This window comes from Cellulosimicrobium cellulans (assembly GCF_001722485.1).
GTDB classification, from domain to species: domain Bacteria; phylum Actinomycetota; class Actinomycetes; order Actinomycetales; family Cellulomonadaceae; genus Cellulosimicrobium; species Cellulosimicrobium cellulans_A.
On the sequence record NZ_LWGL01000014.1, the window covers coordinates 25,248 to 39,442 of the forward strand.

Annotated in this window: 15 protein-coding genes and 1 tRNA gene; 9 read left to right on the top strand and 7 right to left on the bottom strand. The window is 74.4% G+C overall.

Annotated features, from left to right (window positions below; genetic code table 11):
- Positions 1-12 precede the first annotated feature (12 nt).
- From JZ5iCDA_RS03210 to JZ5iCDA_RS03220, 3 genes are all read left to right on the top strand, one after another.
- On the top strand, positions 13-1,329 hold the full coding sequence (locus JZ5iCDA_RS03210) for a UDP-glucose dehydrogenase family protein (protein ID WP_069385822.1): 1,317 nt from the start codon (positions 13-15) through the stop codon (positions 1,327-1,329).
- Positions 1,330-1,466: 137 nt separating this feature from the next.
- The gene (locus tag JZ5iCDA_RS03215; RefSeq protein ID WP_069385823.1) at positions 1,467-1,859 is read left to right on the top strand and encodes a CAP domain-containing protein; all 393 of its coding nucleotides are present in this window, start codon (positions 1,467-1,469) and stop codon (positions 1,857-1,859) included.
- A 51-nt stretch (positions 1,860-1,910) separates the two neighbouring features.
- Entirely contained in the window at positions 1,911-2,159 is a 249-nt protein-coding gene (locus JZ5iCDA_RS03220) for a helix-turn-helix domain-containing protein (protein WP_171905277.1), read from the top strand.
- A 73-nt stretch (positions 2,160-2,232) separates the two neighbouring features.
- Here JZ5iCDA_RS03220 and JZ5iCDA_RS03225 read toward each other — a convergent pair.
- From JZ5iCDA_RS03225 to JZ5iCDA_RS03235, 3 genes are all read right to left on the bottom strand, one after another.
- Positions 2,233-2,306 (bottom strand) — tRNA-Pro (locus JZ5iCDA_RS03225).
- Between the two features lie 117 nt (positions 2,307-2,423).
- Positions 2,424-3,371: a metallophosphoesterase gene (locus tag JZ5iCDA_RS03230; protein WP_069385825.1), complete on the bottom strand. Its 948-nt coding sequence runs from the start codon at positions 3,369-3,371 to the stop codon at positions 2,424-2,426.
- A complete protein-coding gene (locus JZ5iCDA_RS03235; protein ID WP_083259615.1) occupies positions 3,368-5,719 on the bottom strand; it encodes a transglycosylase domain-containing protein in 2,352 nt (783 codons plus the stop codon). The genes JZ5iCDA_RS03230 and JZ5iCDA_RS03235 overlap by 4 nt, the downstream gene beginning before the upstream one ends.
- 148 nt (positions 5,720-5,867) lie before the next feature.
- On the opposite strand from JZ5iCDA_RS03235, the gene JZ5iCDA_RS18255 reads away from it, so the two are divergent.
- Positions 5,868-6,032: a DUF4177 domain-containing protein gene (locus JZ5iCDA_RS18255; protein ID WP_115943240.1), complete on the top strand. Its 165-nt coding sequence runs from the start codon at positions 5,868-5,870 to the stop codon at positions 6,030-6,032.
- Complete coding sequence (locus JZ5iCDA_RS03240) at positions 6,032-6,532, top strand: RidA family protein (RefSeq protein WP_069385827.1); 501 nt, start codon at positions 6,032-6,034, stop codon at positions 6,530-6,532. Before JZ5iCDA_RS18255 ends, JZ5iCDA_RS03240 begins: the two co-directional genes overlap by 1 nt.
- Positions 6,533-7,251: 719 nt before the next feature.
- Here JZ5iCDA_RS03240 and JZ5iCDA_RS03245 read toward each other — a convergent pair.
- Positions 7,252-7,929 (bottom strand): Crp/Fnr family transcriptional regulator, encoded by a 678-nt coding sequence (locus tag JZ5iCDA_RS03245; protein ID WP_069385828.1) that lies wholly within the window; start codon positions 7,927-7,929, stop codon positions 7,252-7,254.
- 96 nt (positions 7,930-8,025) lie between these two features.
- On the opposite strand from JZ5iCDA_RS03245, the gene nth reads away from it, so the two are divergent.
- Entirely contained in the window at positions 8,026-8,772 is a 747-nt protein-coding gene (gene nth / locus JZ5iCDA_RS03250) for an endonuclease III (protein ID WP_069385829.1), read from the top strand.
- Positions 8,773-8,784: 12 nt separating this feature from the next.
- Here the strand turns inward: nth and JZ5iCDA_RS03255 are convergent, their stop codons facing one another.
- Positions 8,785-9,723 (bottom strand): alpha/beta fold hydrolase, encoded by a 939-nt coding sequence (locus tag JZ5iCDA_RS03255; RefSeq protein WP_069385830.1) that lies wholly within the window; start codon positions 9,721-9,723, stop codon positions 8,785-8,787.
- Positions 9,720-10,517: a winged helix-turn-helix transcriptional regulator gene (locus JZ5iCDA_RS03260; RefSeq protein WP_069385831.1), complete on the bottom strand. Its 798-nt coding sequence runs from the start codon at positions 10,515-10,517 to the stop codon at positions 9,720-9,722. Before JZ5iCDA_RS03260 ends, JZ5iCDA_RS03255 begins: the two co-directional genes overlap by 4 nt.
- 312 nt (positions 10,518-10,829) lie before the next feature.
- Here JZ5iCDA_RS03260 and JZ5iCDA_RS03265 point away from each other — a divergent pair, with 312 nt between their 5' ends.
- Positions 10,830-11,564, top strand: coding sequence for a hypothetical protein (locus tag JZ5iCDA_RS03265; protein WP_069385832.1), 735 nt, complete (start codon positions 10,830-10,832; stop codon positions 11,562-11,564).
- Positions 11,565-11,599: 35 nt separating this feature from the next.
- On the opposite strand, the gene JZ5iCDA_RS03270 is transcribed toward JZ5iCDA_RS03265, so the two are convergent.
- A complete protein-coding gene (locus tag JZ5iCDA_RS03270; RefSeq protein WP_069385833.1) occupies positions 11,600-11,983 on the bottom strand; it encodes a DsrE family protein in 384 nt (127 codons plus the stop codon).
- Positions 11,984-12,371: 388 nt separating this feature from the next.
- Between JZ5iCDA_RS03270 and JZ5iCDA_RS03275 the strand changes: the two genes are divergently transcribed.
- Positions 12,372-12,965, top strand: coding sequence for an FABP family protein (locus JZ5iCDA_RS03275; RefSeq protein WP_069385834.1), 594 nt, complete (start codon positions 12,372-12,374; stop codon positions 12,963-12,965).
- Between the two features lie 49 nt (positions 12,966-13,014).
- Entirely contained in the window at positions 13,015-14,160 is a 1,146-nt protein-coding gene (gene ygfZ / locus JZ5iCDA_RS03280) for a CAF17-like 4Fe-4S cluster assembly/insertion protein YgfZ (RefSeq protein ID WP_069385835.1), read from the top strand.
- Positions 14,161-14,195 lie beyond the last annotated feature (35 nt).

The following is a 14,195-nucleotide window of genomic DNA, read 5'->3' on the forward strand; positions in this document are numbered from 1 at the left end:
CAGGGGGACAGGATGAGGATCTCGGTCATCGGCTGCGGCTACCTCGGCGCGGTGCACGCGGCGTGCATGGCGACGCTCGGGCACGACGTCGTCGGCGTGGACGTCGACGCGGGCAAGGTCGACGCGCTCGCCCACGGGCGCGCACCGTTCTACGAGCCCGGGCTGCAGGAGCTGCTCGCCGACGCGGTGTCCGCCGGGCGACTCGAGTTCACGACGGACCCGTCGAGGTCCGCGGGCGCCGACGTCCACTTCCTCTGCGTCGGCACGCCGCAGCGCGTGGACTCCTACGCGGCGGACCTCACGTTCGTCGACGCGGCGTTCCGTGCGCTGCTGGCGTCGGTCCGGCCGGGGGACGTCGTGGTCGGCAAGTCGACGGTGCCCGTCGGGACGGCCGGACGCCTCGCGGACGAGCTCGCGGCGCACGAGCCGGGTGCCGTCCTGGTGTGGAACCCGGAGTTCCTCCGCGAGGGGTTCGCCGTCGAGGACACGCTGCGCCCCGACCGCCTCGTCTACGGCGTGCCGGACGGCGAGCGCGGCAGGCGCGCGGTGGAGGTCCTCGACGCGGTGTACGCGGCGCCGATCGACGAGGGGACGCCGCGGATGGTCACCGACCGGCCGACGGCCGAGCTGGTCAAGGTCGCCGCCAACTCCTTCCTGGCGACGAAGATCTCGTTCATCAACGCGATGGCCGAGCTGTGCGAGGTGGCGGGCGGCGACGTCACGCAGCTGGCCGACGCGATCGGCCTCGACGAGCGCATCGGTCGGCGCTTCCTCAACGCGGGCCTCGGGTTCGGGGGCGGCTGCCTGCCGAAGGACATCCGGGCGTTCATGGCCCGTGCCGAGGAGCTGCACGCCGACCCAGCGGTGAGCTTCCTGCGCGAGGTCGACTCCATCAACATGCGGCGGCGCGAGCGCATGGTCGACCTCACGGTGGGCGTGCTCGACGGCCGCCCGCTCGCCGGCGCCCGGATCGCGGTCCTCGGTGCGGCGTTCAAGCCCGAGAGCGACGACGTGCGCGACTCGCCCGCGCTCGACGTGGCGCAACGCCTGCACGACCGCAGCGCACGCGTCGTCGTCACCGACCCGCAGGCGCTGCCCACCGCGCGGCGCCGGGCACCGCAGCTGCGCTACGCGGACACGGTCGAGGAAGCCGTCGACGGCGTGGACGCCGTGCTCCTCCTCACCGAGTGGCGCGAGTACCGCGAGCTCGACCCGGGCAAGCTGTACGGCCTCGTGGCGTCCCCGCGGGTCGTCGACGGCCGCAACGCCCTCGACGCGGCGGCGTGGCGCGAGGCCGGCTGGACGTACCGGGCGCTGGGGCGGCCGTGACCGGACGTACGCGTCGTGGCACCACGTGGCTCAGCCTTCTGCTGCTGGCGGCCGGGTGCACCCACGGCGCAGCTCCCGAGGCGCCCGCGCCCCTGTCGCCGTCCCCGCCGCCGGCGCCACCCGCCACCGACGCCGGCATGGTGCCCGCCGACACCGTGGCGTACGCCCAGGAGGTCGTCGACGAGACGAACGCGTTCCGGGCGGACAACGGGCTCCCTCGGCTCGCGACGGACGGCTGCGCCGCCGACGCCGCGCTCGACCGGGCCGGCGACCTCGTCGGCGCGACTGAGCTCGAGCACGCGGCGCTGGACGGCGTCATCGCCGCGTGCGACCCGCCCGGCGGCGCTGCCGCGGAGAACCTCAGCCGGGCCGACGCACCGCCGGACGAGGTGGTCGATGCCTGGTCGCACTCGCCCGGGCACCGGGCGAACCTCCTCGACCCCACGCTGACCACGGTGGGCGTCGGGTGCGTCGTCGACGAGACCGGGGCCGAGCCGCAGATGCTCTGCGCGCAGGTCTTCCTGGGGTGACGTCGTGCGGGCGCGCTGAGCCAGCCCTAACCTCCGACCATGGGGGCACAGATGAAGCACGTCCTGATCTCGGTCGCGCGCACGGTCCAGACCTTGGAGATCGTCGCGGCGGCGGAAGCCATACGCCTGTCCGAGCTGTCGGCGGCGCTCGGCACCAGCCGGCCCGGAGCGTTCCGCATCGCGCAGAGCCTCGTCGCCCTGCGCTGGCTCTCCCAGGGCCCGGACCGCCGGTACCGCATCGGGCCGAGCGCACGGGCACTGGGTTCGTCCGCCGCGAGGGAGCCTCGCGTCGCTCCCTGATCCTCCGGGACGACGAACGGCCGGACCTACGCGTCGTAGGTCCGGCCGTCCTGATGCCCTCGGGCACCTTCGGTCGGGGTGACAGGATTTGAACCTGCGACCTCTTCGTCCCGAACGAAGCGCGCTACCAAGCTGCGCCACACCCCGGTTGCCGACCACGCGACAGGCGGACAGCCTGCGTCCCGCGCGGGAAGCCTGCTCAGAATAGCCGACGAAGTGCCGTGCGACGAAACCGGCCGGGCGTGACGCGCGCGACGCCTCGGCTCACCGCGCCGTGAGCGTGAGGAGCGTCGCCTCGGGGCGGCACGCGAAGCGGAACGGCGCGTACGGCGACGTCCCGGCCCCCGCCGAGACGTGCAGCCAGCTGGAGGCCGCGCCGCCCTCCTCGTCGGGACGTCGCCCCGGCCACCCGTGGAGTCCCTTGGCCCGGCGACGGTCCAGGTCGCAGTTCGTCACGAGCGCGCCGAAACCCGGGACGCACAGCTGACCGCCGTGCGTGTGTCCCGCGACGATCATGTCCGAGCCGTCGGCGTGCATGGCGTCGAGCACCCGCCGGTACGGCGCGTGCGTGACGCCCACGCGCAGATCCGCGCGCTCGGAGGTCTTGCTGGTCTCGGAGGCGGGCGCCTCCGGCGCGGGGAAGACGTCGCGGTCGAGGTGCGGGTCGTCGACCCCGACGAGGTCGAGCCGTACGCCCGCGACGTCGAGGACGTCGCGGCGGTTCGTGAGGTCCAGCCACCCCGCGCCGCGCATCGCGGCGGCCAGGTCAGCGGCCGGCAGCTCGCGCGGCGGGCTCGGGGCCGCGATCCGCGCGTCCGGCAGGAGGTAGCGCGCCGGGTTCTTCGGCACGGGGGCGTAGTAGTCGTTCGACCCCATGACGAAGACGCCAGGCGTGGACAGCAGCGGCTCGAGCGCGTCCAGCAGCGGGTCCAGCGCCTCGAGGTGCGCCATGTTGTCGCCGGTGTCGATCACGAGATCGGGCGCCAGATCGGCGAGCGACCGGATCCACGCGATCTTGCGGCGCTGCGTCGGCACGAGGTGCAGGTCGGACACGTGCAGGACGCGCACGTCGCGCGCACCCGCCGGGAGGACCGGCACGGTGACGTGGCGCGTCGTGAAGAGCTTCGTCTCGACGTGGGCGTACGCGAGCGCGCCGACGCCGAGGGCCGCGAGAGCCCCGAGGCGTCGTGAGCCGCGGCCGGGCGCGCTCAGTCGTCCGCTCCGCCGCCGACGCCCGCGAGGAGGTCGTCCAGGGCGTCGCGCCCGGCGGTGGCGCTGCGGTCGCCGCGGTCGCCCCTGTCGTCACCGGCCGCGTCCGCGGCGGGCTGCTCGGGCTCGACCGGCGGCTCCTGACCGCCGACGTTCTCCCCGGCGCCCCCGTCATCGTCCCCGCCGTCGTCGTCACGGTCACCACCGCGAGGGTTCGACGGGCTCGGGGGATCGATCCGGCCCGTGTCCGGGGCGGCGAAGTCGACGACGGGCTTGCCGGCCAGAGCCCGGTCCATGTACGCCTTCCACGTCGGCGCGGCCAGCGTCGACCCGAACCACCAGCGCTCGAAGTTCCCGTTGATCGTCATGTCGCGCATCTCGACGTCGTACTCGGCGTTGCCGATCCACACGGCCGTGGCCACCTGCGGCGTGTACCCGATGAACCACGTGTGCCGGTTGAGCTGGGACGTGCCGGTCTTGCCGGCGGACGGACGACCCTCCAGCTGCGCGGACCGGCCCGAACCCTGCGTCATGACGGACTGCAGCGCGTAGGTCACGGTGTTCGCGACCTCCGGGTCGAGCGCGGCGGGGTTGCACCTCGGTTGCGGAACCGCGAGCTCCTCGCCGTCCGCCCCCACGACGCGGGTGATGGCGATCGGCTCGCAGTAGGTGCCGCCGCTCGCGAACGTCGCGTAGGCCGCAGCCATCTGCAGCGGCGACGAGTTCTGGGTGCCGATGACCATCGAGGGGAACATCTCGACCCCCGTGTCCTGGTCCTTGAGCATCGACGGCCGGTATCCGATCGACTCCGCCGTCGCCTTGATGTCGCACAGGCGCAGCTGGCTCTCCATCGACACGTAGGCCGTGTTGATCGAGTTGTACGTCGCCTGCAGCACCGAGATCGAACCCTTGTTGTCGACACCGTCGGAGTTGCCCGGGCGCCACGGCTTCTCGTTGCGCACGTTCGCGCCGCAGAAGTCGAAGTCGGTGTTGTTCCACGACCGGCTGTTCGCGTTGACGTTCTGGTACAGGCTGCGCCCGCTCTTCAGCCACTCCGCGAGCACGAAGACCTTCCACGTCGAGCCGGGCGAGAAGCCGTTCGACGACCCGTGCGCCTGGTCGACGCTGTAGTTGACGGCCGTCGTGTTCGGCACCGGCTCCTCGGTCGCGTCGTAGTCCCGGTTCTGGGCCATCGCGAGGATCTTGCCCGTGCCGGGCTCGACCGACACGATCGCGTCCTCGATGCCGCTCGGGTCCTCCGGCGGGACGGCTGCCTTCGCCTGCTCCACGGCGGCGGCCTGCATGGCCGGGTCCAGCGTCGTGTGGATGTCGAGACCGCCGCGGTACAGCAGCGCCTTGCGCTCGTCCTCGGTCTCGCCGAACGCGGGGTCCGAGATGATGACCTTCGTGACGTAGTCGCAGAAGAACGCCGCCCCGCCCGCGGCCTGGCACCCGACCGAGACCGGCTTCACGTTCAGGGTGTCGCCGATGGGCGTCGCGCGGCCCGTGTCGTACTCCTCCTTGGTGATGTACCCCTGGGAGTACATCGTGTTGAGGACGATGTTGCGGCGCTTCTGCGACTCCTCCGGGTTGCGCGTCGGGTCGTACTTCGACGGCGCCTTCGTGATCCCGGCGATGGTCGCCGCCTCGACGGCGTTGAGGTCCTTCGCGCTCTTGCTGAAGTAGTGCTGCGCGGCCGTCTCGACGCCGTAGAGCGACGACGCGCCGAACTGCGCGATGTTCAGGTAGCCCTGGAGGATCTCCTCCTTGCTCATGCGCTTCTCGATCGAGATCGCGAGCTTGGCCTCGCGCGCCTTGCGGGCGAGCGTGTCCTCCCGGGCCTCCCAGATGCCCATCGCGTCGTCCTCGCGGACCGCCTGCTCGATGAGCACGTTCTTCACGTACTGCTGCGTGAGCGTCGACGCGCCCTGCGTCGGCTGGTCGAGCGCGTTGTTGACGACCGCTCGGGGGATGCCTTCGACGTCCACGCCGCCGTGCTCCCAGAACCGCTTGTCCTCGATCGCGATGACCGCGTTCTGCATGTACGGCGAGACCTGGTCCAGCGGGACCACGATGCGGTTCTCCGTGTAGAAGGTCGCGAGCAGCGTCGTGCCGTCGTTGGCGTAGACGCGCGACTGCTCCGCGAGCGGCCCCGGCTCGAGGTCGGCCGGCAGCTCGTCGAAGACCTCGAGCGCCGTGTCCGTCGCGGTGTTCGCCCCCGCGGCGAGCGGGACGAGCAGCCCGGCCGAGAGCACGCCGCCCACGCCGGCGACGAGCACGAACGCGAGCAGGAGCGCGACGAGCTGGTACGCGTTGATCTGCCGACCGCGCGGACGCACAGGGGAAGCCATGGGGCAACCCTACGGGAGCGGCCCTGACAAGGTCCTGGCGACCGCGCCTGGTGCGGTGTGCGGGTTGTGTGAGCATCCCGCGCACCGCGCCGCGGACGAGGTGCGGGGTCGCCGTCGCGGGCGCCGTGGGGCGGGCTACGCTCGCCCCATGGCAACCACCTGGGAGTACGCGACCATCCCGCTCATCATCCACAACACGAAGGCCGTCCTCGACCAGTGGGGCGCCGACGGCTGGGAGCTCGTCCAGGTCGTCACCGGCCCCGACGGCAACGGCCTCGTCGCCTACCTCAAGCGCCCGACCGGGGAGAAGTAGTGGCGGACGGCTCCGGCGCGGCCTCCACGGGGGCCGTCGCCGCGCGCCTCGCCGAGCTCGGGATCACGCTGCCCGACGTCGCGGCCCCCGTCGCCGCGTACGTCCCCGCGGTGCGCACGGGCCGGTACGTCTACACCTCCGGGCAGCTGCCGTTCGTCGACGGCGCCCTGCCGGCCACCGGCAAGGTCGGCGACGGCGAGGGTCTCGTCCCGGCCGACGACGCGGCCCACCTCGCCCGCGTCTGCGCCCTCAACGCCCTCGCGGCGGTCCAGCACGTCGTCGGCGACCTCGACCAGGTCGTGCGCGTCGTCAAGGTCGTGGGCTTCGTCGCGAGCGACCCGTCGTTCACGGGCCAGCCGGGCGTGATCAACGGCGCGAGCACGGTCCTCGGCGAGATCTTCGGCGACGCGGGCGTCCACGCCCGCAGCGCCGTCGGGGTCGCGGTCCTCCCGCTGGACTCGCCGGTCGAGGTGGAGCTGATCGTCGAGCTCGCGGAGTAGCGCTCACCCGCTGTCGCTGTCGTGGTCGGGTCCGCGGGGTTCCCCGGCGGCGGCGGCGGGTCTACCATCCGCAGGCTCGTCCCTCGCCCGCTCCCGCCAGACCCGCCACGACCCGCCGCCGCCACCGGTCCACCCCGCTCGTTGGTCGTCGCACCTCGTCCGCATCGCCGGTGACAGACGGCGTCCACGGGCTCGACCTGCCGCCTCACCAAGGCGTCGGTCCACCCAGCGCCATCTCCCTCCGGCGGGCGCGCCGACCACGGGGTCGGCCACCGGTTTCCGCCTCAGACGGTGGCCGACCCCGTGTTCGGTGCGGACGGCCGTGGCCGCTCAGGCTCGGATGGTGCGGTCGGGCGTGGTCGACGGGGACGGTCGCCGTGCGGACTGCGACGTTCCCCCGATGCCGATCGTCCGGCGCACTGACCGTGCACGCGCACGAGGTGAGCCGCCCGCCGGCGCTGACGAGCGACATGGGGCGCGGACCGGGCCCTGCGCACGAGGGGAGCCACGCAGCTGTGGTGACGAACGCCGTCGGACGGGCGGATCAGGCCATGCGGCCGAGGTGAGAAGACGCCGGAGGGTGCGGGTGGGGGCGCCGCGTCGTGGCGGGTCTGGCGGGAGCGACGCGAGGGGCGAGCGGCGCGGATGGTAGACGCGGCGCCCCCACCCGCACCCTCACCCAGGGCGACTACAAGACGCCCCCGAGCCGAGCCGCAAGATCAGCGCGCGCGGCGCTCCAGGCGGTCCATGTCGAGCAGCACCACCGCGCGGCCCTCGCGGCGGACCCAGCCGCGCGTCGCGAAGTCGGCGAGGGCCTTGTTGACGGTCTCGCGCGACGCGCCGACGAGCTGCGCGAGCTCCTCCTGCGTGAGGTCGTGCGCGACGCGGACGCCCTCGTCGGTCTCCTCGCCGAAGCGGGTCGACAGGTCGAGCAGGGCCTTGGCGACGCGGCCGGGGACGTCGGAGAAGACGAGGTCGGCGAGCGTCTCGTTGGTGCGGCGCAGGCGGCGGGCGAGGGCACCGAGGAGGTGCTTGGCGACGCCGGGGTGCTTCTCGATCCACTCGACGAGCTGGTCGTGGCCGAGCTCGTAGATGCTGGAGTCGGCGACGGAGCTGGCGGTCGCGGTGCGGGGGCCCGGGTCGAACAGGGACAGCTCGCCGAACATCTCGCCGGGGCCGAGGATCGACAGCAGGTTCTCGCGGCCGTCGTTGGAGCGACGCCCGAGCTTGATCTTCCCGCTGGCGATCACGTACAGGCGGTCGCCCGGCTCTCCCTCGCGGAACAGCACGTCTCCTCGGGTGAGCTCGATCTGCTGCATCGACTCGAAGAGGGTGCGCGTCTCGTCCGCCTCCATCGTGGCGAACAGGGGGGCGGAGAGCACAACGTCGTCGTCCACGCGGGGTGTCCTTCGTCTCGACCTCGACAACTTCCACGGACAAGTCTGCCCTACCGCTGCAACTCGGGTGTCGGGGGCACGGGCTAGCGTGGACGCGTGAACGCTGCCGAGCCGTCCTCCGCGAAGCCGTCCCGCGCGTCGTCGGCGGGCCCGCGGGCCGAGTCCCGCCTGGCGCTCGTGCGCCGGGCGCGGCGCATCAACCGGGAGCTGGCGGTCACCCACCCTGACGCGCACTGCGAGCTGGACTTCACGACGCCGCTCGAGCTGCTGATCGCGACGGTGCTGTCGGCCCAGACGACGGACAAGCGCGTGAACCTCACGACGCCGGCGCTGTTCGCGCGGTACCCGGACGCGGCGGCGTACGCCGGCGCGGACCGCGGCGAGCTGGAGGAGATGCTGCGGCCGACGGGCTTCTTCCGTGCGAAGGCGCAGTCGGTCATCGGGATCGGGCAGGCGCTCGTCGAGCGGTTCGACGGCGAGGTGCCGGCCCGGCTGGAGGACCTCGTGACGCTGCCCGGGGTGGGCCGCAAGACCGCGAACGTGGTGCTGGGCAACGCGTTCGGCGTCCCGGGCCTGACGGTGGACACGCATTTCGGCCGTCTGGTGCGCCGGCTCGGGTGGACGCAGGAGGAGGACCCGGTCAAGGTCGAGCAGGTCGTCGGCGGGCTCGTCGAGCGGTCGGAGTGGACGATGCTGTCCCACCGGCTGATCTTCCACGGGCGTCGCGTGTGCTTCGCGCGCCGTCCGGCGTGCGGGGCGTGCAGCATCGCGCGCTGGTGCCCGTCGGCGGGCATCGGGGAGACGGACCCGGTGAAGGCCGCGTCGATGGTGAAGACGAGCTGAGGCCTCGGGGCGTCAGTCCCGGGGGACCCGCGGGAGCCAGTCGAGCAGGAGGTCCGTGACCTCGTCGGGCGCCTCCTCGGGGAGGAAGTGCCCGGCGTCGGGGAGCACCTCGAACCGGAAGTCGCGCGCGAGCGCGGCGCCGTCGGCGTCGGCGAGGTCGCGCCGCAGCAGGCCGTCCCGCCCGCCGTGGACCTGGAGCGCGGGCACGGTGACGGGGCGGCGCAGGGCGGTGAGGAAGCGCCGCCCGTCCGGCCGCGGGGTCGAGCGCACGACCCACCGCAGCGACTCCATCGCGGTGTGCGCGGCGAACGGGATGCGCATGACGGTGCGGTACGTCTCGACGACGTCGTCGTCGAACGCGCGCGCCGCGCCGTCCGCGAGCACGCGGTCGACGAGGTCGCCGGAGACGAGTGCCCGCTCGGGGAAGGTGGGGACCTGGAAGAACGCGAGGTGGCGACGCGCCGCCGGGGTGAGCAGCCGGCGCATCGACGTGTGCATGCGGGCGGGGTGCGGCGCCGACAGCGCCGCGACGCCGGCCGTCACGGCGGGCTGGAGCGCGGCCATCGCCCAGGCGAGCGACCCGCCGGTGCCGTGCCCGACGACGACGGCACGGCCCGCGCCGAGCGAGCGGATCACCCCGGCGACGTCGCGCGTGCGGGTGGGGGCGTCGTAGCCGATCGGTGGCTTGTCCGACGCGCCGACGCCGCGCACGTCCATGGCCGCGACCCGGTACCCGGCGGCCGCGAGCGGCTCGACCTGGTGCCGCCAGGCCCACCAGAACTGCGGGAACGAGTGCAGCAGCACCACGAGCGGTGGCCCGGGGTCGCGGACGCCGCGGTCGGACGGGCCGGCGAGGGCGACGTGGAACCGGGCCCCGTTCGCCGGGACGAGCTCGTGGCGCCAGGGGCCGTCCGGCAGGGCCGAGGTGAAGTCGGAGAGGTCTGCCGTCACCCGGCAGAACCTACCGGGGCGCCGGCAGGGCCGTCACCCGGCCGGGCGGACCCGGGCGCGCCACCCGCGGGCTGCGGGTCGGCGAGGTCGGTGCCGTCGACGGCGCCGGGCTGCCGGCGGTCCTTGGGCGGGTCGAACCGGTAGCCGACGTTGCGCACGGTGCCGATGAGCTGCTCGTGCTCGGGGCCGAGCTTCGCCCGCAGGCGCCGCACGTGCACGTCCACGGTGCGCGTGCCGCCGTAGTAGTCGTAGCCCCACACCTCCTGCAGGAGCTGGGCGCGCGTGAACACGCGGCCCGGGTGCTGCACGAGGTACTTGAGGAGCTCGAACTCCTTGTAGGTGAGGTCGATCGGGCGCCCGCGCAGGCGCGCGGTGTACCCGCTCGCGTCGATGGCGAGCTCGCCCGCGGAGATCTCCTGCGGCCCCTCGTCCGCCGGGCCCTGCGCGGACCGCTCGACGACGAGCCGCAGGCGCGCCTCGACCTCCGCGGGTGACGCGTTCTCGAGCAGCAGGTCGTCCGCGCCCCACTCCGCCGTCACGACCGTGAGCCCGCCCTCGGTGAGCACGAGCACGAGCGGCACCGTCAGGCCGGTCGCGTGCAGCAGGCGGCACGTCGTGCGCGCGGCGACGAGGTCACGCCGGGCGTCGAGGAGGACGACGTCCGAGTCCGGTGCGTCGACGAGCGCGGACGGCTCCATCGGCAGCACGCGGATGCGGTGGGACAGCAGTCCGAGCGCGGGGAGGACCTCCACGGAACCTCCCGTGGCGGGGGTGAGGATCAGCAGGTCGGCCAAGCCGGGCACCTCCTTCCGCGGTCGCGGGCACGCGGGGTGCCGGCGGTCTCGTGGCTTCTCGTGGCGTCCGACGCCCACCTGCCGACGGGCGCGAGCGTCCGGCGGCGGTGCGTCGTCGGTCCGTGGTGGGTCACGGTACCGCGCGCCGGCGGTCCGGACCGTGACGTCTCACGACCGTGCCGCCGGAGGGCCGTGCCGGACGGTCGTGCCGGGGCGGCGGCACGGCCTGGCGCGGGGAGGTCTGCGACACTCTGTGGCGTGCTGCACGACTCGACGACCCGTCCGACTCCCCGAGCGGGGTGCTGACCGCTCGTGGACCTCTCGACCCGTGCCGTCGTCACGGCGTGCCTCGCCGCGGCCGTCGCCGTCGCCGCGTTCTTCGGCGCCCTGCCCCTCACGGTCGCGTCCGGGGCGCTCGCCCTGGCGGTCGCGATCGGCTGGCCCCGGCTCCTCGACATCCCCGTCCACGGCGGCACGCGCATCGTCATCGGCATCGCGGGCGTGGGCGCCGTCGCCGCGACGGCCGCCACGCAGGGAGAGCCCGCCCTGCGCCACCTCCCGGTGGTGCTGGCGCTGTCCATCGTGCTCGCGTTCGTCGCCGAGCTCCTGCGCCGTGACGGCCGTCCGCGCCTCACCGAGTCGCTCCTGGGCACCGTGAGCGGCATCGTCGTCGCGACGTCGTGCGCGGGCTGGATCGCCACGGGGCGCACCGACGCCGGGGCGTCGCTCGTGGTCACGTGCGCGGTCGCGCTGGCGGTCGCGTCCGCGGTGTCGGCGCTCCCGCTGGGCGGCTGGCTCAACGCCGGGCTCACGCTCGCGCTCGCGGTCGCCGCGGGCGGGGCCGTCGGCTACGTCATGCCGGACCTCGACCTGCTCAGCGGCGTCTGGTCGGGCGTGGTGGCGGGCCTGCTGGTCGCGTCGCTGCACGCCCTGTTCGACCAGCTGCCGGACCTGCGCGGCCGGCTGGGCGCCTTCTCGGCGACCGCGCTGCCGGTCGCGGTCGGCGGCACGCTGATCTTCGTCGTCGGGCGCGTGATCGTCGGCTGAGCGCCGGCCGACGGGCGCGTTGAGGCTCGGGGCCGTCAGTACACGAGCGCCTGGGCGCCGTCGCGCAGCGACTCCTCGACGAAGACGGCCGCGCCGGCGATGCGCACGCCGGGGAGCACGGCGTCGCCGGTGATGCCGCGCCGCGCGGCGCACTGCGTGCAGACGGTGAGCGTGCCGGCCGCGAGCACGGCCTCGAGGAGGTCGGGCAGGGGAGCGGCGTGCTCGAGCTCGAGCTCGGCGGCCCGTCCCGGGAGGGCGAACCAGGCGGCCTCGCCGGTGAGCCAGACGCTGACCTCGACGCCCGCCGCGACGGCGGCGGCCGCGACGGTGAACGCCTGGTTCGCGGCCTCCGGCCGGTCGAGGCCGGACGTGGCCTTGACGACGAGGGACCGGGCGGGACGGGCTGCGGTGTCGCTCACGTGCCGAGCGTAGCGCCGGGCACGATCGGTCGGGCTTGATCGGTCGGGCGTGATCGGTCGGGCTTGGTCGGTCGGGCGTGGTCGGTCGGGCGTGGCCGGTCGGGCGTGGCCGGGCCGGGGGGCCGTGGCTCGGCCGGTAGGATCGGGCCCATGAGCCCGCACACCCTCGAGCTGATCTTCCTCGGCCTCCTGATCGCGGCGACCGTCACCATCACGTGGTTCGCCGGCTACGTCGTCTACAAGCTCTACAAGGGCCAGCGCTGACGTCCTGCTGACGCGCGGCGACGTCGGCCCCGACGTCCCGCCGACGACCTCCCCGCCGGGCGCACCACGCCCGCGCGCCCTCGTTCGCCCCACGCACCGACCTGTCGCCCGGAGGTGGCCGTCCATGCCGTTCGAGTTCCCGGAGGGCCTCGCGCCCGAGGTGTACCCCCTCGCCTGGCTCGTGGGCCGCTGGCGCGGCGAGGGCGTGATCAAGTACCCCGGCATCGACGAGAAGGCGTTCGTCCAGGACGTCGTGTTCGACCACGACGGCGGCCCGTACCTGCGCTACGCGTCGACCCTGCGCGTGCTCGAGCCCGAGGTCCCGACGACGGTCCCCGACGAGGGCGAGTGGCCCGAGCGCGACCCCGAGGTCCTCGACGCGGCGGTCGAGGACGCGACCGTGTGGTCGACCGAGACGGGCTACTGGCGCGTGTCGACCGACCGCCCGGAGGGTCTCGACGACGACCGGCACCCGCTCGAGGTGCTGCTCGCCGACCCGGCGGGCCGGGTGTCGGTCTACCTGGGAGCCGTGGGCAACGGCCGTGTCGACCTCGCGAGCGACCTCATCGCGCGCACGGGGACCGCGGCGGAGATCACCGCCTCGAAGCGCCTGTTCGGCCTCGTCGAGGGCCAGCTGCTGTGGGTGTGGGAATTGGCGGCCTTCGGCGAGCCGTTGCAGTCGTACGCGTCCGCGAAGCTCAGCCGCCGCCCGGCCTGACCGGCGCCGTGCCCGCGTCCCGCGGCGGGCACCCACCAAGGAGGACACCGTGACGACCACCGGCCGGACCAGCCCGCTCCTCGCCCGCCACGGCGCCGTCGAGGCGTCCGGCCCCGACGCCGGGGTCGCGTGGCACTACGGCGACCCGGTGGGGGAGCAGCGCGCCCTGCAGACCGGCGGCGCCGTCGCCGACCAGTCGCACCTCGGCGTGGTCCGCGTCAGCGGTCCGGACCGGCTGAGCTGGCTGCACTCCATCACGTCGCAGGACCTCGCGGCGCTGCCGCCGCGCACGTCGACCGAGCTCCTCGTGCTGTCCCCGCAGGGCCACGTCGAGCACGCCGCTGCCGTCGTCGACGACGGCGAGGCGACGTGGCTCGTCACGGAGGGCTCGCACGCGGCCGACCTCGCCGCGTGGCTCGACCGCATGAAGTTCATGCTGCGCGTCGAGGTCGCGGACGTGAGCGACGAGTACGCCGCGCTCGGCGAGCCCGTCGACGCCGAGGGCGCCGAGGGCGAGCCCGTCACGTTGCGCGACCCGTGGCCGCGCGTCACCGGTGGCGGCACGCGCTACGGACCGCCCGAGGACGAGCACCCCGGGCGCGAGCGGCCGTGGCGGCTCGTGCTCGTGCCGCGCGCCGGGCTGGCCGACGCCGTCGCGGCGCGCGAGGCGGCGGGCTGGCGGCTCGTCGGCACGTGGGCGACCGAGGCGCTGCGCGTCGAGGCGTGGCGGCCCCGGCTCGCCACGGAGGTCGACCACCGCTCGATCCCGCACGAGACGGACTGGCTGCGCACCGCCGTGCACCTGCACAAGGGCTGCTACCGCGGCCAGGAGACCATCGCGCGCGTGCACAACCTCGGTCGCCCGCCGCGCCGGCTCGTCATGCTGCACCTCGACGGCTCGGGGCACCTGCTGCCCGTCGCGGGGGCCGAGGTCACGCTCGACGGCCGCACGGTCGGCGCGGTGACGTCGGTCGGGCGCCACCACGAGCTCGGGCCGGTCGCGCTCGCCGTGGTCAAGCGCAGCGTGCCGGAGGACGCCGTCCTGCTCGTCGACTGCGAGGGCGGCGCGATCACGGCCGGCCAGGAGACCGTCGTCCCGGGCGAGGGCGTGTCCGTCGACCGGCCGGCCGCGCGCGGCCCCGTCGCCCGGGGCCTGACGCCGCGGGGCGAGGGCGCGCCGTCGAGCATGCTGTGACGACGGAGGACCGCGCGGGGGCGGGCGAGGGGTCC